Source organism: Mycolicibacterium chubuense (assembly GCF_001044255.1).
GTDB lineage: Bacteria > Actinomycetota > Actinomycetes > Mycobacteriales > Mycobacteriaceae > Mycobacterium > Mycobacterium chubuense.
Genome location: NZ_JYNX01000038.1, coordinates 42,933 through 58,222, shown reverse-complemented (window position 1 = coordinate 58,222; position 15,290 = coordinate 42,933). Strand labels below are relative to the sequence as shown.

Below are 15,290 nucleotides of genomic sequence, written 5' to 3'. Positions count from 1 at the left end.
CCGGTTTGGTGGACAGCCTCCAAGATCGCTACGCGACTCCGGGGTCGCTCGTCTGCTCAGGCGCTGCCATCACGTCGTCGATCTGGTACTTGCGCGCCGCCTCGACCGCCACCGCCATGTCGATGTTGCCGTCGCGGGCCAGCCCTTCGAGCACTGCGACGGTGATCGACTCGGCGTCGGTGTTGTAGTAGCGGCGCGCTGCCGGGCGGGTGTCGGAGAAACCGAAGCCGTCGGTGCCGAGCGTGATGTAGGTGCCGGGCACCCACGGCCGGATCTGCTCCGGCACCGCACGCATCCAGTCCGACACGGCCACCACGGGCCCCTCCGCATCCGCGAGCGCCTTGGTGACGTAGGGCGTCCCGGCCGCGCGCTCCGGATGGCGCAACGCCTCCTTCTCGATGGCCACGCCGTCGCGGTTGAGCTCACCCCAGCTGGTCACCGACCACACGTCGGCGGCGACGTCCCACTCCTCGGCGAGCATGTCGGCGGCGTTGAGCGCCGACGGCATCCCGACTCCGGACACCAGGATCTGCGCGCGGTGACTGCGCTTGTCCGGCGCCTGCCGGTAGCGGTAGATCCCGCGCAGGAGGCCCTCGACGTCCAGGCCCTCCGGCTCGGCCGGCTGCACGTAGGGCTCGTTGTAGATCGTCACGTAGAAGTAGACGTTCTCCGGGTTCTCGCCGTACATGCGGTGCAGGCCGCTCTCGATGATGTAGGCGATCTCGTAGGCGAACGCGGGATCGTAGGCGACGACGGCCGGGTTGGTCGCGGCCAGCAGCAGCGAGTGCCCGTCGGCGTGCTGCAGTCCCTCGCCGACCAGCGTGGTCCGTCCGGCCGTCGCCCCCAGCGCGAAGCCGCGCGCCATCTGATCGGCCGCGGCCCACAGACCGTCACCGGTGCGCTGGAACCCGAACATCGAATAGAAGATGTAGACCGGGATCATCGGCTCGTTGTGCGTGGCGTACGACGTGCCCACCGCGGTGAACGACGCCGTCGAGCCCGCCTCGTTGATGCCCTCGTGCAGGATCTGGCCGACTTCGCTCTCCTTGTAGGCCAGCATCAGTTCCGCGTCGACCGAGGTGTACAGCTGCCCGTTGCGGTTGTAGATCTTCAGGCTCGGGAACCACGAGTCCATCCCGAACGTGCGGGCCTCGTCGGGGATGATCGGGACGATCCGATCCCCGATGTTCTTGTCCCGCAACAGCTCCTTGAACGTCCGGACGGTCGCCATCGTGGTGGCGACCTCCTGCTTGCCCGAGCCCTTCTTGAGCGCCTTGTAGGTGTCGCGGCCGGGCAGCTGCAGGGCCTTGCTCTTGGTGCGGCGCTCGGGCAGGAACCCGCCCAGGGCGCGGCGCCGGTCGAGCATGTAGCGGATCTCCGGCGCCTCCGGGCCTGGGTGGTAGTACGGCGGCAGGTAGGGGTCGTTCTCGAGTTGCTCGTCGGAGATCGGGATGCGCTGCGCGTCGCGGAAGTCCTTGAGGTCCTGCAGCGCAAGCTTTTTCATCTGGTGCGTGGCGTTGCGGCCCTCGAAGTGCTTGCCGAGGGTGTAGCCCTTGATCGTCTTGGCCAGGATGACCGTCGGCTGGCCCTTGTGTTCCATCGCCGCGTGATAGGCGGCGTAGACCTTGCGGTAGTCGTGGCCGCCGCGCTTGAGGTTCCAGATCTCCCGGTCGGTCATCGGCTCGACGAGCGCCTTGGTCCGCGGATCGCGGCCGAAGAAGTGGTCACGCACGTAGCTACCGTCGTTGGCCTTGTAGGTCTGGTAATCCCCGTCGGGGGTGGTGTTCATCAGGTTGACCAGTGCGCCGTCGCGGTCGGCGTGCAGCAGCGCGTCCCACTCGCGGCCCCACACCACCTTGATCACGTTCCAGCCCGCACCGCGGAAGAACGACTCGAGCTCCTGGATGATCTTGCCGTTGCCGCGCACCGGGCCGTCCAGGCGCTGCAGGTTGCAGTTCACCACGAACGTCAGGTTGTCCAGCGCCTCGTTGGCCGCCACCTGGATCAGTCCGCGGCTCTCCGGCTCGTCCATCTCGCCGTCGCCCAGGAACGCCCACACATGCTGGTTCGACGTGTCCTTGAGGCCGCGGTCCTGCAGGTAGTGGTTGAACCGCGCCTGATAGATCGCGTTCATCGGGCCCAGGCCCATCGAGACCGTGGGGAACTCCCAGAAGTCGGGCATCAGCCGCGGGTGCGGGTAGGACGGTAGCCCGCCGCCGGCGTGGCTGTGCTCCTGGCGGAATCCGTCGAGCTGGTCGGAGCTGAGCCGGCCCTCGAGGTACGCGCGGGCGTAGATGCCGGGGGAGGCGTGGCCCTGGATGAACACCTGGTCGCCACCGCCGGGGTGGGACTTGCCGCGGAAGAAGTGGTTAAACCCGACCTCGTAGAGCGCCGCCGAGGACGCGTACGTGGAGATGTGGCCGCCGACGCCGACGCCGGGCCGCTGCGCCCGGTGCACCATGATCGCGGCGTTCCACCGGATCCAGGCCCGGTAGCGGCGCTCCACGTCCTCGTCGCCGGGGAACCACGGTTCGAGTTCGGTGGGGATCGTGTTGACGTAGTCCGTGGACGTCAGCGACGGAAGCGCCACCCGCTGCTCACCGGCACGCTCGAGCAGCCGCAGCATCAGATAGCGGGCCCGCGACGGCCCGGAACGTTCCAGCAGATCGTCGAACGACTCCAGCCACTCGGCGGTCTCGTCGGGATCGATGTCGGGCAGATAGGACGCCACCCCCTCCCGGATGACGCGAACGCGATCGTGTTCGGGTGTGCTGCTGGAGTTTTGGGCCAGATCCTGGCGCACGAACTCGGTGGTCAACTTCCGCTCCTTGTCAGGCGGTTTCGCGCACGCGATCGGCCGAGTGGGTCTGCTCGCTCTTCATGTGCACAGGTGGGTTCCATCCTTCTCCAATCCTGCCCCATGCGCAGCATCGGGTGTGAACGGTTGCATTTAGTACACCCAACCCGTTGATCGGCCGGTAACGTCTGCAGACCGTGCTGATCGGTAGGGGGAGCGCCGCGCGACTGCGGCTCGCCGCCTGCGCGACCGGCGTCGTCGCGGCGCTGGCGATGGTCGTCGTCGGCTGCACGAACGTCACCGACGGCGCCGCCTCGGCACCCCAGGGCGAGGCGCCGCTGTACCGGGCATCGGTGTCGGCGTCGCTCGAGGAGTCCGCGGCCAGTTCGTCGGCTCGGGAATCGGAGCGCCAGGCCTCGGTGACCACCCAGGCGGTGCAGAGCACCTGCGAGACGATGAGCTCGAGCAGTGCCGATGCGATCGCCGCGGTGAACACCTATGTCGACGCGTTCAACGCCGACCCGGGGGGCTCGGCGAGCAACGCCGGTCCCGCCGTCGACGCGCTGAACCAGAGCGCGGACCTGGTGTCGAGCGGCCTGAGCGACGCACTGCCCGGGGACCTGCGCGACGCGCTGACCGGCTGGGTCGACGCCGCCCGGGCCGTCGCGACCGCGATCGCCGGCAACTATCCGGCCGAGGATTTCAACGCCGCGATCGCCCGCCTGAACGACGCGAAGACCACCGCGCTGGACCGTTGCGATGCGGCGTTCCGGTGACGTTGCCGCCAGATGGCTTGCCGTCGTCACCCGGCGTGCGACGATAGGGGGCAACGTGGCACAGCGCACAGCGTGCCGACCAGACGCAAGGAGGACTGACCGTGGTGTCGGCGGGTGACCCCCCGAACTACGCCCGCAAGCTGGGCATCCAAAAAGATCAGGTTGTGCAGGAACTGGGCTGGGACTCCGACGTCGACGACGACATCCGGGCCGACATCGAAGACGAGTGCGGTGGTGAACTCCTCGACGAGGACGCCGACGAGGTTGTCGACGTGGTCCTGCTGTGGTGGCGCGACGACGACGGGGACCTCGTCGACACGCTGATGGACGCGATCACGCCGCTCGCCGACGACGGCGTCATCTGGGTCGTCACGCCGAAGACCGGCCAGCCCGGCCACGTGCAGCCCGCCGAGATCGCCGAGTCCGCACCCACGGCCGGCCTGATGCAGACCTCGTCGGCCAACCTTGGCGACTGGATCGCCAGCAGGCTGGTGCAACCGAAGTCCAAGGCCGCCGGGCGGCGATGATCGCCCTCGGCGATCCCGCGCCGGACTTCACGCTCGCCGATCAGAACAACCAGCGGGTGTCGCTGAGTGCATTCCGCGGCACGAAGAACGTGCTGCTGGTGTTCTTCCCGCTCGCCTTCACCGGGATCTGCCAGCGCGAACTCGACGAGATCCGCGACCGCATCGACGACTTCGTCGACGACACCACGGCCACGCTGGCGATCTCGGTGGGTCCGTCGCCGACCCACAAGGTGTGGGCCGCTCAGCGCGGGTTCACGTTCCCGGTGCTGTCGGACTTCTGGCCGCACGGAGCGGTGAGTCAGGCCTACGGCGTCTTCAACGACGCGTCGGGCTTCTCGAACCGGGGCACCTTCGCCGTCGACCGCGACGGGGTGGTGCGCTTCGCCGACTGCAAGCAGCCGGGGGAGGCGCGCGATCAGGCGGTGTGGACGGCGGCGCTGGACGCGGTGCGCGGCTGAGGGGGATTTCCGTCCGCGCGCGCCCGCCGATTATGCTGCCCGGGATCGGGCGCGTAGCTCAGTGGTAGAGCTCTGGTTTTACACACCAGCGGTCGGCGGTTCGATACCGTCCGCGCCCACCGTCAACGCCGGCGAGGAATCCCCGTGGACCACAGCGCCCACGCGATCAGCACCGGCTGGAAGAACAACCGCACCAACCGCTTGGTGTCGGTGTCGAGCCCGAACCCGTCGGCGTGGTTGAGGTACTGCGCCAGGTTGCCCGGAAAGACCAACACGAAGAACGCCGCCAGCAGCCGACCCACCAGGACGCGGTCGCGGCGCAGCACGGCCAGGCCGACGCCGAGCGTGATCTCGACGCCCCCGGACGCCATCACGACCCCGTCGGCGTCCATAGGTACCCAGTTGGGCACCTGCGCCTGGAATTCCTCACGGGCCCAAAACAAATGACTGAAGCCGGCGAAGATCATCGCGCCGGCCAGGATCAGTCGCGCGAGCGTCCTGGCGCGAGTTGTCGGCGGGGGAGCGGGTTGTTCGTCCAGGGCGTTCACGGCGTTCACGTTAGCTCTCGTCAGCAGCAGCCGGTGGCCTTGCGTTCGGCCAGATGCGCGTGCTCGGCGTTGTCGGCGCCGCGGACCGCACCGACGAATTCGTCGAGGTCGATGCGGCGTCCGCCCAGCCACGTCCCCGTCACCGTGACCCTCTCGATGATCTCCGCGGGATCGACGGCCCACGGGTCGGCGGTCAGCTCCACGAAATCGGCCAGCTTGCCGGGCGTGATCGAGCCGACGAGGTGCTCGCGGCGCAGCGTCCGGGCCGCGTCGATGGTCTGCGCGCGCCACGCCCGGTCCAGCGGGATCGCCTGGTCCGGGCAGTGCACGGTGCCCTTGCGGGTGCGCCGTGTCACCGCGGTGGCGATGTTGACGACCGGCGCCGGCGGGGACACCGATCCGTCATTGTGCAGCGACACGCACGCGCCGGAATCGACGGCGTCGGCGAACGCCGCCCACCTCGCCCCGTGCTGCGGCTCGAACATCGCGCCGTCGAGCAGTTCACCCCAGTAGTAGTACTGGAACGGCGCCAGCGACACGTGCACGCCCAGCCGGGCGGCGCGGTCGAAGTGCGCCCGGGTGCCCGCGCCGCAGTGCTCCAGCCGCCAACGATGGTCGGTGCCCATCAGGCCGTGCCGCTGCAGCGCGTCCTCGTAGGCGTCGAGCGCGAGGTCGAGGGCCAGGTCGCCATTGGCGTGGAAGGCCATCTGCCAGCCGGCCGGCGCCGCCCGGTCGAGGATCGCGTCGAGCTGCTCGCGGCTGTAGTTCATCGAGTGCGCGCCGCCGGCCACCGCCGGATCGATGCCGGCGGTGCGGGTGGCCTCGGTGTCCAGGTACGGGAACGAGATCGCGATGTTGCCGACCCATGGCGACCCATCGGTCCACAGCTTGACCCCGGTCTTGGTCAGCCACTCGTCGCCTGCGGTGAATGTCGTTGGCTCCGAATAGGTGTCGGTGACCGACATCTCCCACATGCTGACCCGTAGCGGGCATGACGGCGCGGCGGCGAGTGCTTCGTAACCGGCGGCGAACTTGGGGTCGTAGGTCATGTCGGATGTCGAGGTGTAGCCGCCGCGCGCCATCGACGCGAAGTAGCTCGCCGCCGACACCAGCGGGTCGCCCATCTGCTCCATCAGCGGCATCGTCACCGCCGTCACCACGGGCAGCTCGAACCCCTGCCCGTTCAGCGTCCCGTCCGCGTTGCGGCCGAACTTTCCGGCGACCGGATCGGGCGGAGGGGTGGCGTCCCAACCGTGGCGCCGTATCACCGCGGAGTTGAAATACACGCCGTGCCCGGAGTTGTCGGTGACGACGGTGACGCGGTCGCCGAAGATCTCGTCGAGCTCGCCGGCCTGCGGTGCCGGATGGCCGTGCAGCAGTGCGTCATAACCGGCGAACCACAGTGGGGTGTCGGAGTCGGTGTGGGCCAGCGCGTCGGCGAAGATGTCCCGCACGTCCGCCCAGCTCGCAGCGACCCACGGCGCGATCGAGCGGGCCGGCGCCTGCGTGGCGATCCCGCTGATCAGCGGATGCCCGTGCGGTTCAACGAAACCCGGCGCGAGCACGGCGGCGCCGGTGTCGACGACCTCGGCGCCGGGCAGCGCGTCGCGGCACTCGTCGACGGTGCCCACGGCTGTGATCCGTCCGTCCGACACCGCCACCGCCTCGGCGCGCGGCACCGTGTCGTCCATGGTGATGACGGTCCCTGCGGTCAAGATCACGTCGGTCATGGGCACAGTGTGACACCGATGTGACAAGCTGCCGGGGTGTTCGCAGCAGTTGGCCGGGGCCGCGCAGCCGGGATCGCGGTGGGGGTGCTCGCCGACCGCGTGTTCGGTGACCCGTCGCGGGGGCATCCGGTGGCGCTGTTCGGCAGCGGCGCAGCGGCGCTCGAGCGGCGGGTCTACGCCGACAGTCGCAGCGCGGGTGCCCTGCACACCGCCGCACTGCTCGGCATCGTCGCCCTCGCCGGTGCGGCGGCCGAACGCACCGGCCGGCGCGCCGGCGTCGTCGCCGAGACGGTGTGCGTCGCCGCCGCGACGTTCACCGCGCTCGGCGGTACGTCGCTGGCCCGCACCGGTGCCCGGATGGCCGATCTGCTGGCGGCCGGCGACCTCGACACGGCCAGACAGCTGCTGCCGTCACTGTGCGGACGGGACCCGTCGGTGCTCGACGCCGCCGGCCTGACCCGCGCCGCGCTGGAGTCGGTCGCCGAGAACACCTCCGACGCGCAGGTCGGTCCGCTGGTGTGGGCGGCGCTGGGTGGCATCCCCGCGGTGCTGGTGTATCGGGCGGCCAACACGCTCGACGCGATGATCGGCCACAAGTCGCCGCGCTACCTGCGGTTCGGTTGGGCGGCAGCCCGATTCGACGATCTGTTGAACCTGGCCGCGGCCCGGCTCACGGGGCTGTTCGTCGTGGCGTGCGCGCCGGTGGTGGGTGGCTCTCCGACGGGTGCCGCGCGGGCCTGGCGCCGGGACGCGGGCAGGCACCCCAGCCCGAACGCCGGCGTCGCCGAAGCGGCGTTCGCCGGGGCGCTGGGGATCCGGTTGGGCGGCCCTACGCAGTACGCCCACGAGCTGGAGATCCGCCCGACGCTCGGCGATGGCAGGACGCCGGCGGTCGCGGATCTGAAGCGTGCCGTGCGGTTGTCGCGCGCTGTGCAGGTGGTCGCCGCGGCAGCCGCCGTCAGCGTCGCCTCCCGTACCGGTCGGCGAGCTTGTCCTCAGGGGTGACGGGTGCGGCCGCCGCCTTCTCCTGCCTGCGCGCCTTCACCTCGGCATAGACGAAGTAGCCGACGCCGATCGGGGCGATGATGCCGAAGGCGATCCACTGGATGCCGTAGGACAGAAACGGCCCGGCATCCAGACGCGGCAGTGGAACGGCGCCGAGACCCCCGGGCTGGCCGTCGACCAACTGCAGATAGGACCCGGCCAACGGAACGCCGGTCAACGCGGAGATCTGGTCGGGGTTGATCGAATACACCTGCTGCACACCGGCGTCCCGGAACGGAGCCTTGCCGGCGGGCACCCCCTCGGCGTCGCGCAACCGGGCGGTGATCGTCACGGTGCCCGTCGGGGCGGCGTCGAACGGCGGTACCGCGGTACCCTGCACCGGCTTGACGTAGCCGCGGTCGACGAGCACGGTCGGGCCGCCGTCGACGGCGAACGGCACCAGCACCTCGAACGCCGGGTCACCGTCGATGACGCGCAGCCGCGCCAGCACCTGCGCGTCGTTCAGATATCTGCCCGTCGCGGTCACGCGCTTCCACTGCTGATCGGGCGCCGCCGAATCCTGATGGGGCAGAAGCGTGGTCAGTGGCACCGGGTCGGCGTCCAGCGAGGCGGCGATCTGCGCGTTCTCCCGGGAGGTCTTGGTGTTCTTGCCCAGCTGCCACGGGGCCAGCACCGTGAAGCACAGGTAGGCGAACGCGATCACCACGACGTAGAGCGCCAGCCATTGCGGCCGCAGCAGGAAGGTCAGCCGGCGCATCGTCAGACCGCCTGTCGCCGCTCGGCCAGCTGGTCGTCCACCCACCCGTGCAGTCCCGGCAGCGCAGCGTCGATGACGGTGAACACGTCCTCGAAGTCGTCGCGCGTTCCGTAGTAGGGATCGTCGACGTCGGGGACGTGGGCGCCCGAGCGTGGGTCGAACGAGCGCAGCATGCGCAGCCGCTCGGTGGGCACCCCGAGGTGGGCCAGCATGCGCTGGTGCTCGCGGCCGAGCGCGATCACCAGATCGGCGCCCAGGTGGTCGTCCCCGAGCTGGGTGGCCCGATGCGCCGACGGGTAGCCGTGCCCGCGCAACGTGTCGGCGGCGCGGCGGTCGGCGGGCTCACCCTCGTGCCAGTGCCCGGTGCCCGCGCTGCTGACGCGCACCACATCGGCCAGCCCCCGCTCGGCGATCTGATGGGCGAACATCTTCTCCGCCATCGGGCTGCGGCAGATGTTGCCCGAACAGATGAACGTCACGTGCAGCAGCTCAGACACCCAGCGCCTCCCTCAGGGCGTCGACGGTCTCGACGTGGGCGAGCGCGCCGCTGGGGCCGTCGGCGAAGTCCTCGCGGCCGTAGCCCCAGTCGACGACGATGGTGCCGATGCCGTGTTCGGCGGCTCCCTCCACGTCGTGTGACCGGTCGCCGATCATCACCACCCGGTCGGGGACCGGGGCGAGCTGATCGAGCGCGTGGGCCAGCACGTCGGCCTTGCGTGCCCGGGTGCCGTCGACGCTGGCGCCGGCGATCACCTCGAAGCGTCCGTCGAGCTCGAAGTGGGCGAGGATGCGCCGCGCCGTCGGCTCGGCCTTCGAGGTGGCCACCGCCAGGCGCACCCCGGCCTCCGCGAGGTCGGCCAGCAGGTCCGGGACGCCCGTGAACGGCCGGTTCATCGACCAGCCGCGGCTGGTGTAGTCCGCGCGGTAGGCGGCGATCGCGTCGTCGACCCGCTCGCCCAGGCCCAGCGACTCCAGCGTGTGCAGCATGGGCGGTCCGACGATGCGGCTGACCAGATCCCCCTCGGGGACGGTGGCGCCGACTGCGGTCAGGGCGTGGCGGAAGCTGGCCACGATGCCCTCGGCGGAGTCGGTCAGGGTGCCGTCCAGGTCGAAGATCACCAGATCGCCGCGGCCCACCCGGGCGACGCCGGCTGAGCTGTCCAGCATGTCGGTCACGTGCCCATTGTCCCTGATGCCCGGAGTGGCTGGACCCGCGCACTACTGTCGTGCTGTGGCATGTCTGCTGGTGATGCGATGACGGTGGGGCTCGCCGACGTCATCGAGGTGCTCGACAGGGCCTACCCGCCGCGGCTGGCGCAGAGCTGGGACTCCGTCGGCCTGGTGTGTGGGGATCCGTCCGAGCCGGTCGAGTCGGTGACGGTCGCGGTGGACGCGACGGCCGAGGTGGTGGCGACGGTGCCCGAGCGGAGCCTGCTGCTGGCCCACCATCCGCTGTTGCTGCGCGGAGTGGACACGGTGGCCGCCGACACGGTCAAGGGGGCGCTGCTGCACGCCATGATCCGGACCGGGCGCGCCCTGTTCACCGCACACACCAACGCCGACAGCGCCGACCCGGGCGTCTCCGACGCGCTGGCCACCGCGCTCGGCCTGGAGGTCACCGACGTCCTGTCCCCGTTGCCGTCGGCACCCGCGCTGGACAAGTGGGGCATCTACGTTCCGCCCGAGAACGCCGAGGCGGTGCGGGCGGCGATGTTCGGTGCGGGCGCCGGCGACGTCGGCGACTACTCGCAGTGCAGTTGGAGCGCGCCGGGGATCGGCCAGTTCCTGCCCGGAGACGGCGCCTCACCGGCGATCGGCTCTGTCGGGACCGTGGAGCACGTCGTCGAGGACCGCGTGGAGATGGTCGCGCCGAGGTCGCGGCGAGCGGCGGTTCTCGCGGCTCTGCGCACCGCCCATCCGTATGAGGAGCCTGCGTTCGACGTCGTCGCGCTGGAGACTCCGCCGGCGGGCACCGGGCTGGGCCGCATCGCCGTCCTCGCGGAACCGGAACCGTTGCCCGCGTTCGTCGCTCGCGTCCGGCGTGGCCTTCCCGCGACGTCGTGGGGGGTGCGCGCCTCCGGTGACCCGACGACGACGGTGTCGCGGGTCGCGCTGTGCGGCGGGGCGGGTGACTCGCTGCTCGCGGAGGTGGCCGCCGCCGGAGTGCAGGCCTACGTCACCGCAGACCTGCGTCACCATCCGGCCGACGAACACCGCCGCGTCTCCGACGTCGCACTCGTCGACGTCGCGCACTGGGCCAGCGAGTTCCCGTGGTGCGCACAGGCGGCCGAACTCCTGCACCAGCACTTCGGCGGCGCACTGCCCGTCACCGTGTCCGAGGTGCGCACCGACCCATGGAATGTCGAGGAAGCAGCCGATGAAAGCTGATGTGTCACAGCAACGTTCACTGCTCGAGCTGGCCGAGCTCGACGCCGAGATCAGCCGGCTCGAGCACCGGGTGAACAACCTTCCCGAACAGACGGCGTTGGAGAGTGCGCAGGCCGCCCACCGCGAGGCCAACGACCGGCTGGCCGCCGTGCAGCTCGCGCTCGCCGACCTCGACGCGCAGATCGCGAAGTTCGAGAGCGAGATCGACGGGGTGCGCCAACGCGAGGACCGCGACCGAGGGCTCCTGGAGGGCGGCACGGTCGACGCCAAACAACTCACCGAACTGCAGCACGAGCTCGAGACCCTGCAACGCCGCCAGGCCAGTCTGGAGGACTCGCTGCTGGAGGTGATGGAACGGCGTGAGGAGCTCGCGGCCGACCAGGACCGCGAACTGACCGGCATCGACGACCTGCAGACCGCCCTGACCGACGCGCAGCAGTCCTGCGACAGCGCGCGCACGCACCTCGCGCAGATCAAGCATCAGCGTGTCTCGCGGCGTGAGGAACTCGTCGCGGGGATCGACGAGGGGCTGGTGTCGATGTACGAGCGTCAGCGTGCGCGCGGTGGCGTGGGCGCCGGGCAGCTGCAGGGACGACGGTGCGGAGCGTGCCGGCTGGAGATCGACAAGGGCGAGCTGGCGCGGATCGCCGCCGCGGCCGACGACGAGGTGCTGCGCTGCCCGGAGTGCAACGCGATCCTGTTGCGCGTCAAGGGAACCGGCGCGTGAAGGTCATCGTCGAGTGCGACGGCGGTTCGCGCGGCAATCCCGGTCCGGCAGGATACGGCGCGGTCGTATGGTCCGCGGATCGCGCTGAGGTGTTGGCCGAGGCGAAGGAGGCGATCGGCCGCGCCTCCAACAACGTCGCCGAATACCGCGGCCTGATCGCGGGACTCGAGGCCGCGGCGGGCGTGGGTGCCACCGAGGTCGAGGTCTGCATGGACTCGAAGCTGATAGTCGAGCAGATGGCCGGGCGCTGGCGCGTCAAGCATCCCGACCTGGCCCCGCTGAACCAGCAGGCCCGCGATCGCGCGCGGGCGTTCGAGCACGTCACCTACACCTGGGTGCCCCGTGCGCAGAACGCCCATGCCGACGCGCTGGCCAACCAGGCGATGGACGCGGCCGCCGGTATCGAGGAGGACGATCCGTTGCCGGCCGAAACGTCAACGCCGACAACGCAGGTGACGACAAACCCGGCGGGGTGGACCGGGGCACGTGGAGCGCCGACGCGGTTGTTCCTGCTTCGGCACGGGCAGACGCCGCTGTCGGTCGAACGGCGCTACTCGGGGCGCGGCAACCCCGCGCTGACCGAACTGGGCAATCAGCAGGCCGACGCGGCGGCCCGGTATCTGGGGCAGGCCGGTGGGATCGACGCGGTGGTGTCCTCGCCGCTGCAACGCGCCCACGACACCGCCACCGCGGCCGCGAAGGCTCTCGGTCTGGACGTCGAGGTCGACGACGATCTGATCGAAACCGACTTCGGGGCCTGGGAGGGGCTGACGTTCCGCGAGGCCTCCGAACGCGACCCCGAACTGCACCTGCGCTGGCTGCGCGACACCGCCGTGCCGCCCCCGGGCGGCGAGAGCTTCGACGCGGTGGCCACCCGTGTCGCCCGCGCGCAGAAGCGCATCATCGCCGAACGCCCCGGTCAGACAGTGCTGGTCGTGTCGCATGTGACGCCGATCAAGACACTGCTGCGCCTGGCCCTCGACGCCGGCTCGACGATTCTGTACCGGCTGCATCTGGACCTGGCCTCGCTGTCGATCGCCGAGTTCTATCCCGATGGTCTCGCCTCGGTGCGCCTGGTCAATCAGACGTCCTATTTGTGATCGGTGTGCAGGTGTACGCGTTCGCCGTGCAGGCCGAACAGCGCGATCGCCTCGACGGGGCCGTCGACGACCCCGAACCAGTGCGGCGTCCACGTCGAGAACTCCACGGCTTCACCGGGTTTGATGATGAAGTCGCGTTCGCCGAGGATCAGCCGCATTCTGCCCGACAGCACGTACATCCAGTCGTGACCCTCGTGGACGGGCAACTGCGGCGGTGGTGTGCGCCGGCGGGCGCTCACCCGGATCTTGTAGGCGTGTAGTCCGCCCGCCGGACCCTGACCGGTCAACGGCCAGAACGTGATCTGGTTGCGGGTGTGCGCGCCGCCGCGGACCCGCGGGTCTTCGACCTCCGGGGCGCGCAGCAGTTCGTCGGTGCTCACCGACAGGGCGGCGGCGAGCCGGGGGAGATGGTCGAGGGCGAGCCGTCGCTTGCCGGATTCCAGTCGACTCAGGGTGGACACGTCGATGCTGGACCGGCTCGCCACGTCGTCGAGTGTCATGCCGCGCTGCAGCCTCAGTTCCCGCAACCGGCGCCGCACCCGGGCGTCCACGCCGTCGTCGTTTGCCTGCATGGCAACCAAGCTTGGCATGTCGGTGCGACAGCGAGCAAGGTGGTGGCATGAGCGAACGATGGGATGGCGTGGTCATCGGCGGTGGAGCCGCGGGACTGAGCGCGGCGCTGGTGTTGGGCCGGGCGCGTAAGCGGACCCTGGTGGTGGACGTTGGCGCGCAGAGCAACCGCGCCGCGCACGGCATCGGCGGACTTCTCGGGTTCGACGGTGTGCCACCGGCGGAGCTCTATGCCCGCGGCCGCGACGAACTGGCGCGGTACCCGTCGGTCGAGGTGCGCGACGACGAGGTGGCCGACGTCACCGCGCACGAGGGCGGATTCACGATCGGACTGTCCGACGGCGGAGTCGAGCGCACCCGGCGGGTGCTGCTCGCCACGGGCATGCACTATCGGGCCCCGGAAGTACCGGGACTCGAGAAGTTCTGGGGCCGTTCGGTGTTCCACTGCCCCTTCTGCCACGGCTGGGAGGTGCGCGATCAACCCCTGGCGGTGCTCGCGGCGGGGGAGCGGGGTGTGCACATGGCGTCGCTGTTGCGCGGGTGGAGCGATGACGTGGTGCTGCTGACCAATGGTCCTGCCGGCCTCGCCGATGCGGATCGGAATCACCTTGCTGCCAGGGGAATTCCGGTGGACGAGCGGGTGGTCGCGGGGGTGTCGGGCAGTGAGGGTTGCCTGGAGGAGGTGGTGTTCGCCGACGGGACGAGCCTGGCCCGGCGCGGGCTGCTGGTGGCGGGCACACTGCATCAGCGCACCGGGCTGGCGCGGGACCTCGGGGTGGCCTTTGCGCCACCGGGGCCGGTGTCGGCGGAGGCGATTGCGGTGGACGCGTTCTGGCGGACCTCGGTGCCGGGGGTGTACGCCGCAGGCGATGTCTGCGCGCAGATGCCGCAGGTGGCTGGCGCCATCGCGGCGGGTTCGGGCGCCGCGGTGGCGATTGTCGGAAGTCTGATGGAGGAGGATCGATGAACGAGTCGGAGAAGGCGCACTGGGAGGCCAGATACGCCGAGAAGGACCAGATCTGGAGCGGCCGGGTGAACCCGTGGCTGGCCGAGGTCGCGGGCGGGCTGACGCCGGGCAGGGCGCTCGACCTGGGCTGCGGCGAGGGTGCGGACGCGTTGTGGCTGGCCGAAAGCGGTTGGCGCACGCTCGGAGTGGACATCTCGGACACCGCGCTGGCGCGCGCGACCGCTGAAGCCGACCGGCGTGGCGTGGCCGATCAGGTCTGCTTCCGGCAGATGAACCTGTCCGATGACTTCCCGGACGGCACGTTCGACCTGGTGTCGGCGCAATTCCTGCAGTCGCTGGTGCGGTTGGACCGGGAGAGCATCTTCACCGCCGCGGCCCGCGCCGTCGCGCCGGGTGGCATCCTTTTGATCGTGGACCATGGCGCGGCACCGCCGTGGGCGCAGCACATCCACGACCACGTGTTCCCGACCGTCGACGAGGTCCTCGCGGGCATCGACCTCGAGCCGGGGCAGTGGGAGCGGCTGCGGGCCGGCGCCCTCGAGCGGGAGGCGGTCGGCCCGGACGGTCAGCGGGCGGTGTTGATCGACAACGTGATCGTGCTGCGGCGCACCTAGTTGTCGGTGGGCCGTTGTAGGGTCGAGTCATGTTCGAACACTTGTTCGATGTCGATGCGACGGCCTCCGAGGCCGAGCTGCGCGACCTCGTGACGCGCTGCGAGCGGCTGAAGGCTGGTGCGGCGGCCGCGCAGGCGCGGGCGACGGCATTGTGGGCGGCGCAGCGGCGCGCCGCCGAGGACGCCGCCGGGGTGCCGGCGCGTCAGCGGGGGCGGGGGTTGGCCTCGGAGATCGCGCTGGCCCGCCTGGACGCCCCGGTGTGCGGTAACCAGCATCTGGGTTTCGCGAATGCGCTGGTGCACGAGATGCCGCACACCCTGGCCGCG

At 70.4% G+C, this 15,290-nt stretch carries 16 protein-coding genes, 1 tRNA gene and 1 pseudogene; 11 read left to right on the top strand and 7 right to left on the bottom strand.

Annotated features, from left to right (window positions below):
- Positions 1-28: 28 nt before the first annotated feature.
- Positions 29-2,818: a pyruvate dehydrogenase (acetyl-transferring), homodimeric type gene (aceE, locus tag MCHUDSM44219_RS15635; protein WP_048419172.1), complete on the bottom strand. Its 2,790-nt coding sequence runs from the start codon at positions 2,816-2,818 to the stop codon at positions 29-31.
- 176 nt (positions 2,819-2,994) lie between these two features.
- On the opposite strand from aceE, the gene MCHUDSM44219_RS15630 reads away from it, so the two are divergent.
- The 4 genes from MCHUDSM44219_RS15630 to MCHUDSM44219_RS15615 all read left to right on the top strand — a co-directional run bounded on the left by MCHUDSM44219_RS15630 (position 2,995) and on the right by MCHUDSM44219_RS15615 (position 4,677).
- A complete protein-coding gene (locus MCHUDSM44219_RS15630) occupies positions 2,995-3,573 on the top strand; it encodes an Rv2240c family protein (protein ID WP_330218627.1) in 579 nt (192 codons plus the stop codon).
- Between the two features lie 101 nt (positions 3,574-3,674).
- Entirely contained in the window at positions 3,675-4,100 is a 426-nt protein-coding gene (locus tag MCHUDSM44219_RS15625) for a DUF3052 domain-containing protein (protein ID WP_048419171.1), read from the top strand.
- A complete protein-coding gene (locus tag MCHUDSM44219_RS15620) occupies positions 4,097-4,558 on the top strand; it encodes a peroxiredoxin (RefSeq protein ID WP_048419170.1) in 462 nt (153 codons plus the stop codon). The genes MCHUDSM44219_RS15625 and MCHUDSM44219_RS15620 overlap by 4 nt, the downstream gene beginning before the upstream one ends.
- A gap of 47 nt (positions 4,559-4,605) precedes the next feature.
- A tRNA-Val gene (locus MCHUDSM44219_RS15615) sits at positions 4,606-4,677 on the top strand.
- Positions 4,678-4,680: 3 nt separating this feature from the next.
- Here MCHUDSM44219_RS15615 and MCHUDSM44219_RS15610 read toward each other — a convergent pair.
- Both MCHUDSM44219_RS15610 and MCHUDSM44219_RS15605 read right to left on the bottom strand, forming a co-directional pair.
- Positions 4,681-5,025, bottom strand: coding sequence for a DoxX family protein (locus tag MCHUDSM44219_RS15610; RefSeq protein ID WP_236695486.1), 345 nt, complete (start codon positions 5,023-5,025; stop codon positions 4,681-4,683).
- A gap of 101 nt (positions 5,026-5,126) precedes the next feature.
- Complete coding sequence (locus tag MCHUDSM44219_RS15605; RefSeq protein WP_048419169.1) at positions 5,127-6,836, bottom strand: amidohydrolase; 1,710 nt, start codon at positions 6,834-6,836, stop codon at positions 5,127-5,129.
- Positions 6,837-6,872: 36 nt separating this feature from the next.
- Here MCHUDSM44219_RS15605 and MCHUDSM44219_RS15600 point away from each other — a divergent pair, with 36 nt between their 5' ends.
- Positions 6,873-7,841 (top strand): cobalamin biosynthesis protein, encoded by a 969-nt coding sequence (locus MCHUDSM44219_RS15600; RefSeq protein ID WP_048419168.1) that lies wholly within the window; start codon positions 6,873-6,875, stop codon positions 7,839-7,841.
- Here the strand turns inward: MCHUDSM44219_RS15600 and MCHUDSM44219_RS15595 are convergent.
- From MCHUDSM44219_RS15595 to MCHUDSM44219_RS15585, 3 genes are read right to left on the bottom strand one after another with little or no spacing between them, the layout of a single operon-like run.
- Positions 7,795-8,598, bottom strand: a complete 804-nt coding sequence (locus MCHUDSM44219_RS15595) for an SURF1 family cytochrome oxidase biogenesis protein (RefSeq protein WP_048419167.1) — start codon at positions 8,596-8,598, stop codon at positions 7,795-7,797. The genes MCHUDSM44219_RS15600 and MCHUDSM44219_RS15595 overlap by 47 nt on opposite strands.
- 2 nt (positions 8,599-8,600) lie before the next feature.
- Positions 8,601-9,095, bottom strand: a complete 495-nt coding sequence (locus MCHUDSM44219_RS15590; RefSeq protein WP_048419166.1) for a low molecular weight protein-tyrosine-phosphatase — start codon at positions 9,093-9,095, stop codon at positions 8,601-8,603.
- A complete protein-coding gene (locus MCHUDSM44219_RS15585; RefSeq protein ID WP_048419296.1) occupies positions 9,088-9,765 on the bottom strand; it encodes an HAD-IA family hydrolase in 678 nt (225 codons plus the stop codon). Before MCHUDSM44219_RS15585 ends, MCHUDSM44219_RS15590 begins: the two co-directional genes overlap by 8 nt.
- Before the next feature lie 87 nt (positions 9,766-9,852).
- Between MCHUDSM44219_RS15585 and MCHUDSM44219_RS15580 the strand changes: the two genes are divergently transcribed.
- From MCHUDSM44219_RS15580 to MCHUDSM44219_RS15570, 3 genes are read left to right on the top strand one after another with little or no spacing between them, the layout of a single operon-like run.
- The gene (locus MCHUDSM44219_RS15580) at positions 9,853-10,986 is read left to right on the top strand and encodes a Nif3-like dinuclear metal center hexameric protein (protein WP_048419165.1); all 1,134 of its coding nucleotides are present in this window, start codon (positions 9,853-9,855) and stop codon (positions 10,984-10,986) included.
- Positions 10,976-11,713 carry a zinc ribbon domain-containing protein gene (locus tag MCHUDSM44219_RS15575; protein WP_048419164.1) on the top strand — a complete coding sequence of 246 codons (738 nt, stop codon included), beginning with the start codon at positions 10,976-10,978 and terminating at the stop codon, positions 11,711-11,713. The genes MCHUDSM44219_RS15580 and MCHUDSM44219_RS15575 overlap by 11 nt, the downstream gene beginning before the upstream one ends.
- Complete coding sequence (locus tag MCHUDSM44219_RS15570; RefSeq protein WP_048419163.1) at positions 11,710-12,813, top strand: bifunctional RNase H/acid phosphatase; 1,104 nt, start codon at positions 11,710-11,712, stop codon at positions 12,811-12,813. The genes MCHUDSM44219_RS15575 and MCHUDSM44219_RS15570 overlap by 4 nt, the downstream gene beginning before the upstream one ends.
- Here MCHUDSM44219_RS15570 and MCHUDSM44219_RS15565 read toward each other — a convergent pair.
- Positions 12,804-13,385: a helix-turn-helix domain-containing protein gene (locus MCHUDSM44219_RS15565; protein ID WP_048419162.1), complete on the bottom strand. Its 582-nt coding sequence runs from the start codon at positions 13,383-13,385 to the stop codon at positions 12,804-12,806. The two genes, MCHUDSM44219_RS15570 and MCHUDSM44219_RS15565, sit on opposite strands and share 10 nt — an antisense overlap.
- A gap of 47 nt (positions 13,386-13,432) precedes the next feature.
- Here MCHUDSM44219_RS15565 and MCHUDSM44219_RS30330 point away from each other — a divergent pair, with 47 nt between their 5' ends.
- From MCHUDSM44219_RS30330 to MCHUDSM44219_RS31720, 3 genes and pseudogenes are all read left to right on the top strand, one after another.
- Complete coding sequence (locus MCHUDSM44219_RS30330) at positions 13,433-14,350, top strand: NAD(P)/FAD-dependent oxidoreductase (RefSeq protein WP_048419161.1); 918 nt, start codon at positions 13,433-13,435, stop codon at positions 14,348-14,350.
- Positions 14,347-14,964, top strand: coding sequence for a class I SAM-dependent methyltransferase (locus tag MCHUDSM44219_RS30325; protein WP_048419160.1), 618 nt, complete (start codon positions 14,347-14,349; stop codon positions 14,962-14,964). The genes MCHUDSM44219_RS30330 and MCHUDSM44219_RS30325 overlap by 4 nt, the downstream gene beginning before the upstream one ends.
- Positions 14,965-14,993: 29 nt before the next feature.
- Positions 14,994-15,290: pseudogene (locus MCHUDSM44219_RS31720) on the top strand (HNH endonuclease); the annotation flags it as partial.

Coding starts and splice junctions, on each gene's coding strand:
- MCHUDSM44219_RS15620 (WP_048419170.1), top strand. CDS start 4,097: ATGATCGCCCTCGGCGATCCCGCGCCGGACTTCACGCTCGCCGATCAG.
- MCHUDSM44219_RS15610 (WP_236695486.1), bottom strand. CDS start 5,025: ATGATCTTCGCCGGCTTCAGTCATTTGTTTTGGGCCCGTGAGGAATTC.
- MCHUDSM44219_RS15605 (WP_048419169.1), bottom strand. CDS start 6,836: ATGACCGACGTGATCTTGACCGCAGGGACCGTCATCACCATGGACGAC.
- MCHUDSM44219_RS15595 (WP_048419167.1), bottom strand. CDS start 8,598: ATGCGCCGGCTGACCTTCCTGCTGCGGCCGCAATGGCTGGCGCTCTAC.
- MCHUDSM44219_RS15585 (WP_048419296.1), bottom strand. CDS start 9,765: ATGCTGGACAGCTCAGCCGGCGTCGCCCGGGTGGGCCGCGGCGATCTG.
- MCHUDSM44219_RS15580 (WP_048419165.1), top strand. CDS start 9,853: ATGACGGTGGGGCTCGCCGACGTCATCGAGGTGCTCGACAGGGCCTAC.
- MCHUDSM44219_RS15575 (WP_048419164.1), top strand. CDS start 10,976: ATGAAAGCTGATGTGTCACAGCAACGTTCACTGCTCGAGCTGGCCGAG.
- MCHUDSM44219_RS15565 (WP_048419162.1), bottom strand. CDS start 13,385: ATGCAGGCAAACGACGACGGCGTGGACGCCCGGGTGCGGCGCCGGTTG.
- MCHUDSM44219_RS30330 (WP_048419161.1), top strand. CDS start 13,433: ATGAGCGAACGATGGGATGGCGTGGTCATCGGCGGTGGAGCCGCGGGA.
- MCHUDSM44219_RS30325 (WP_048419160.1), top strand. CDS start 14,347: ATGAACGAGTCGGAGAAGGCGCACTGGGAGGCCAGATACGCCGAGAAG.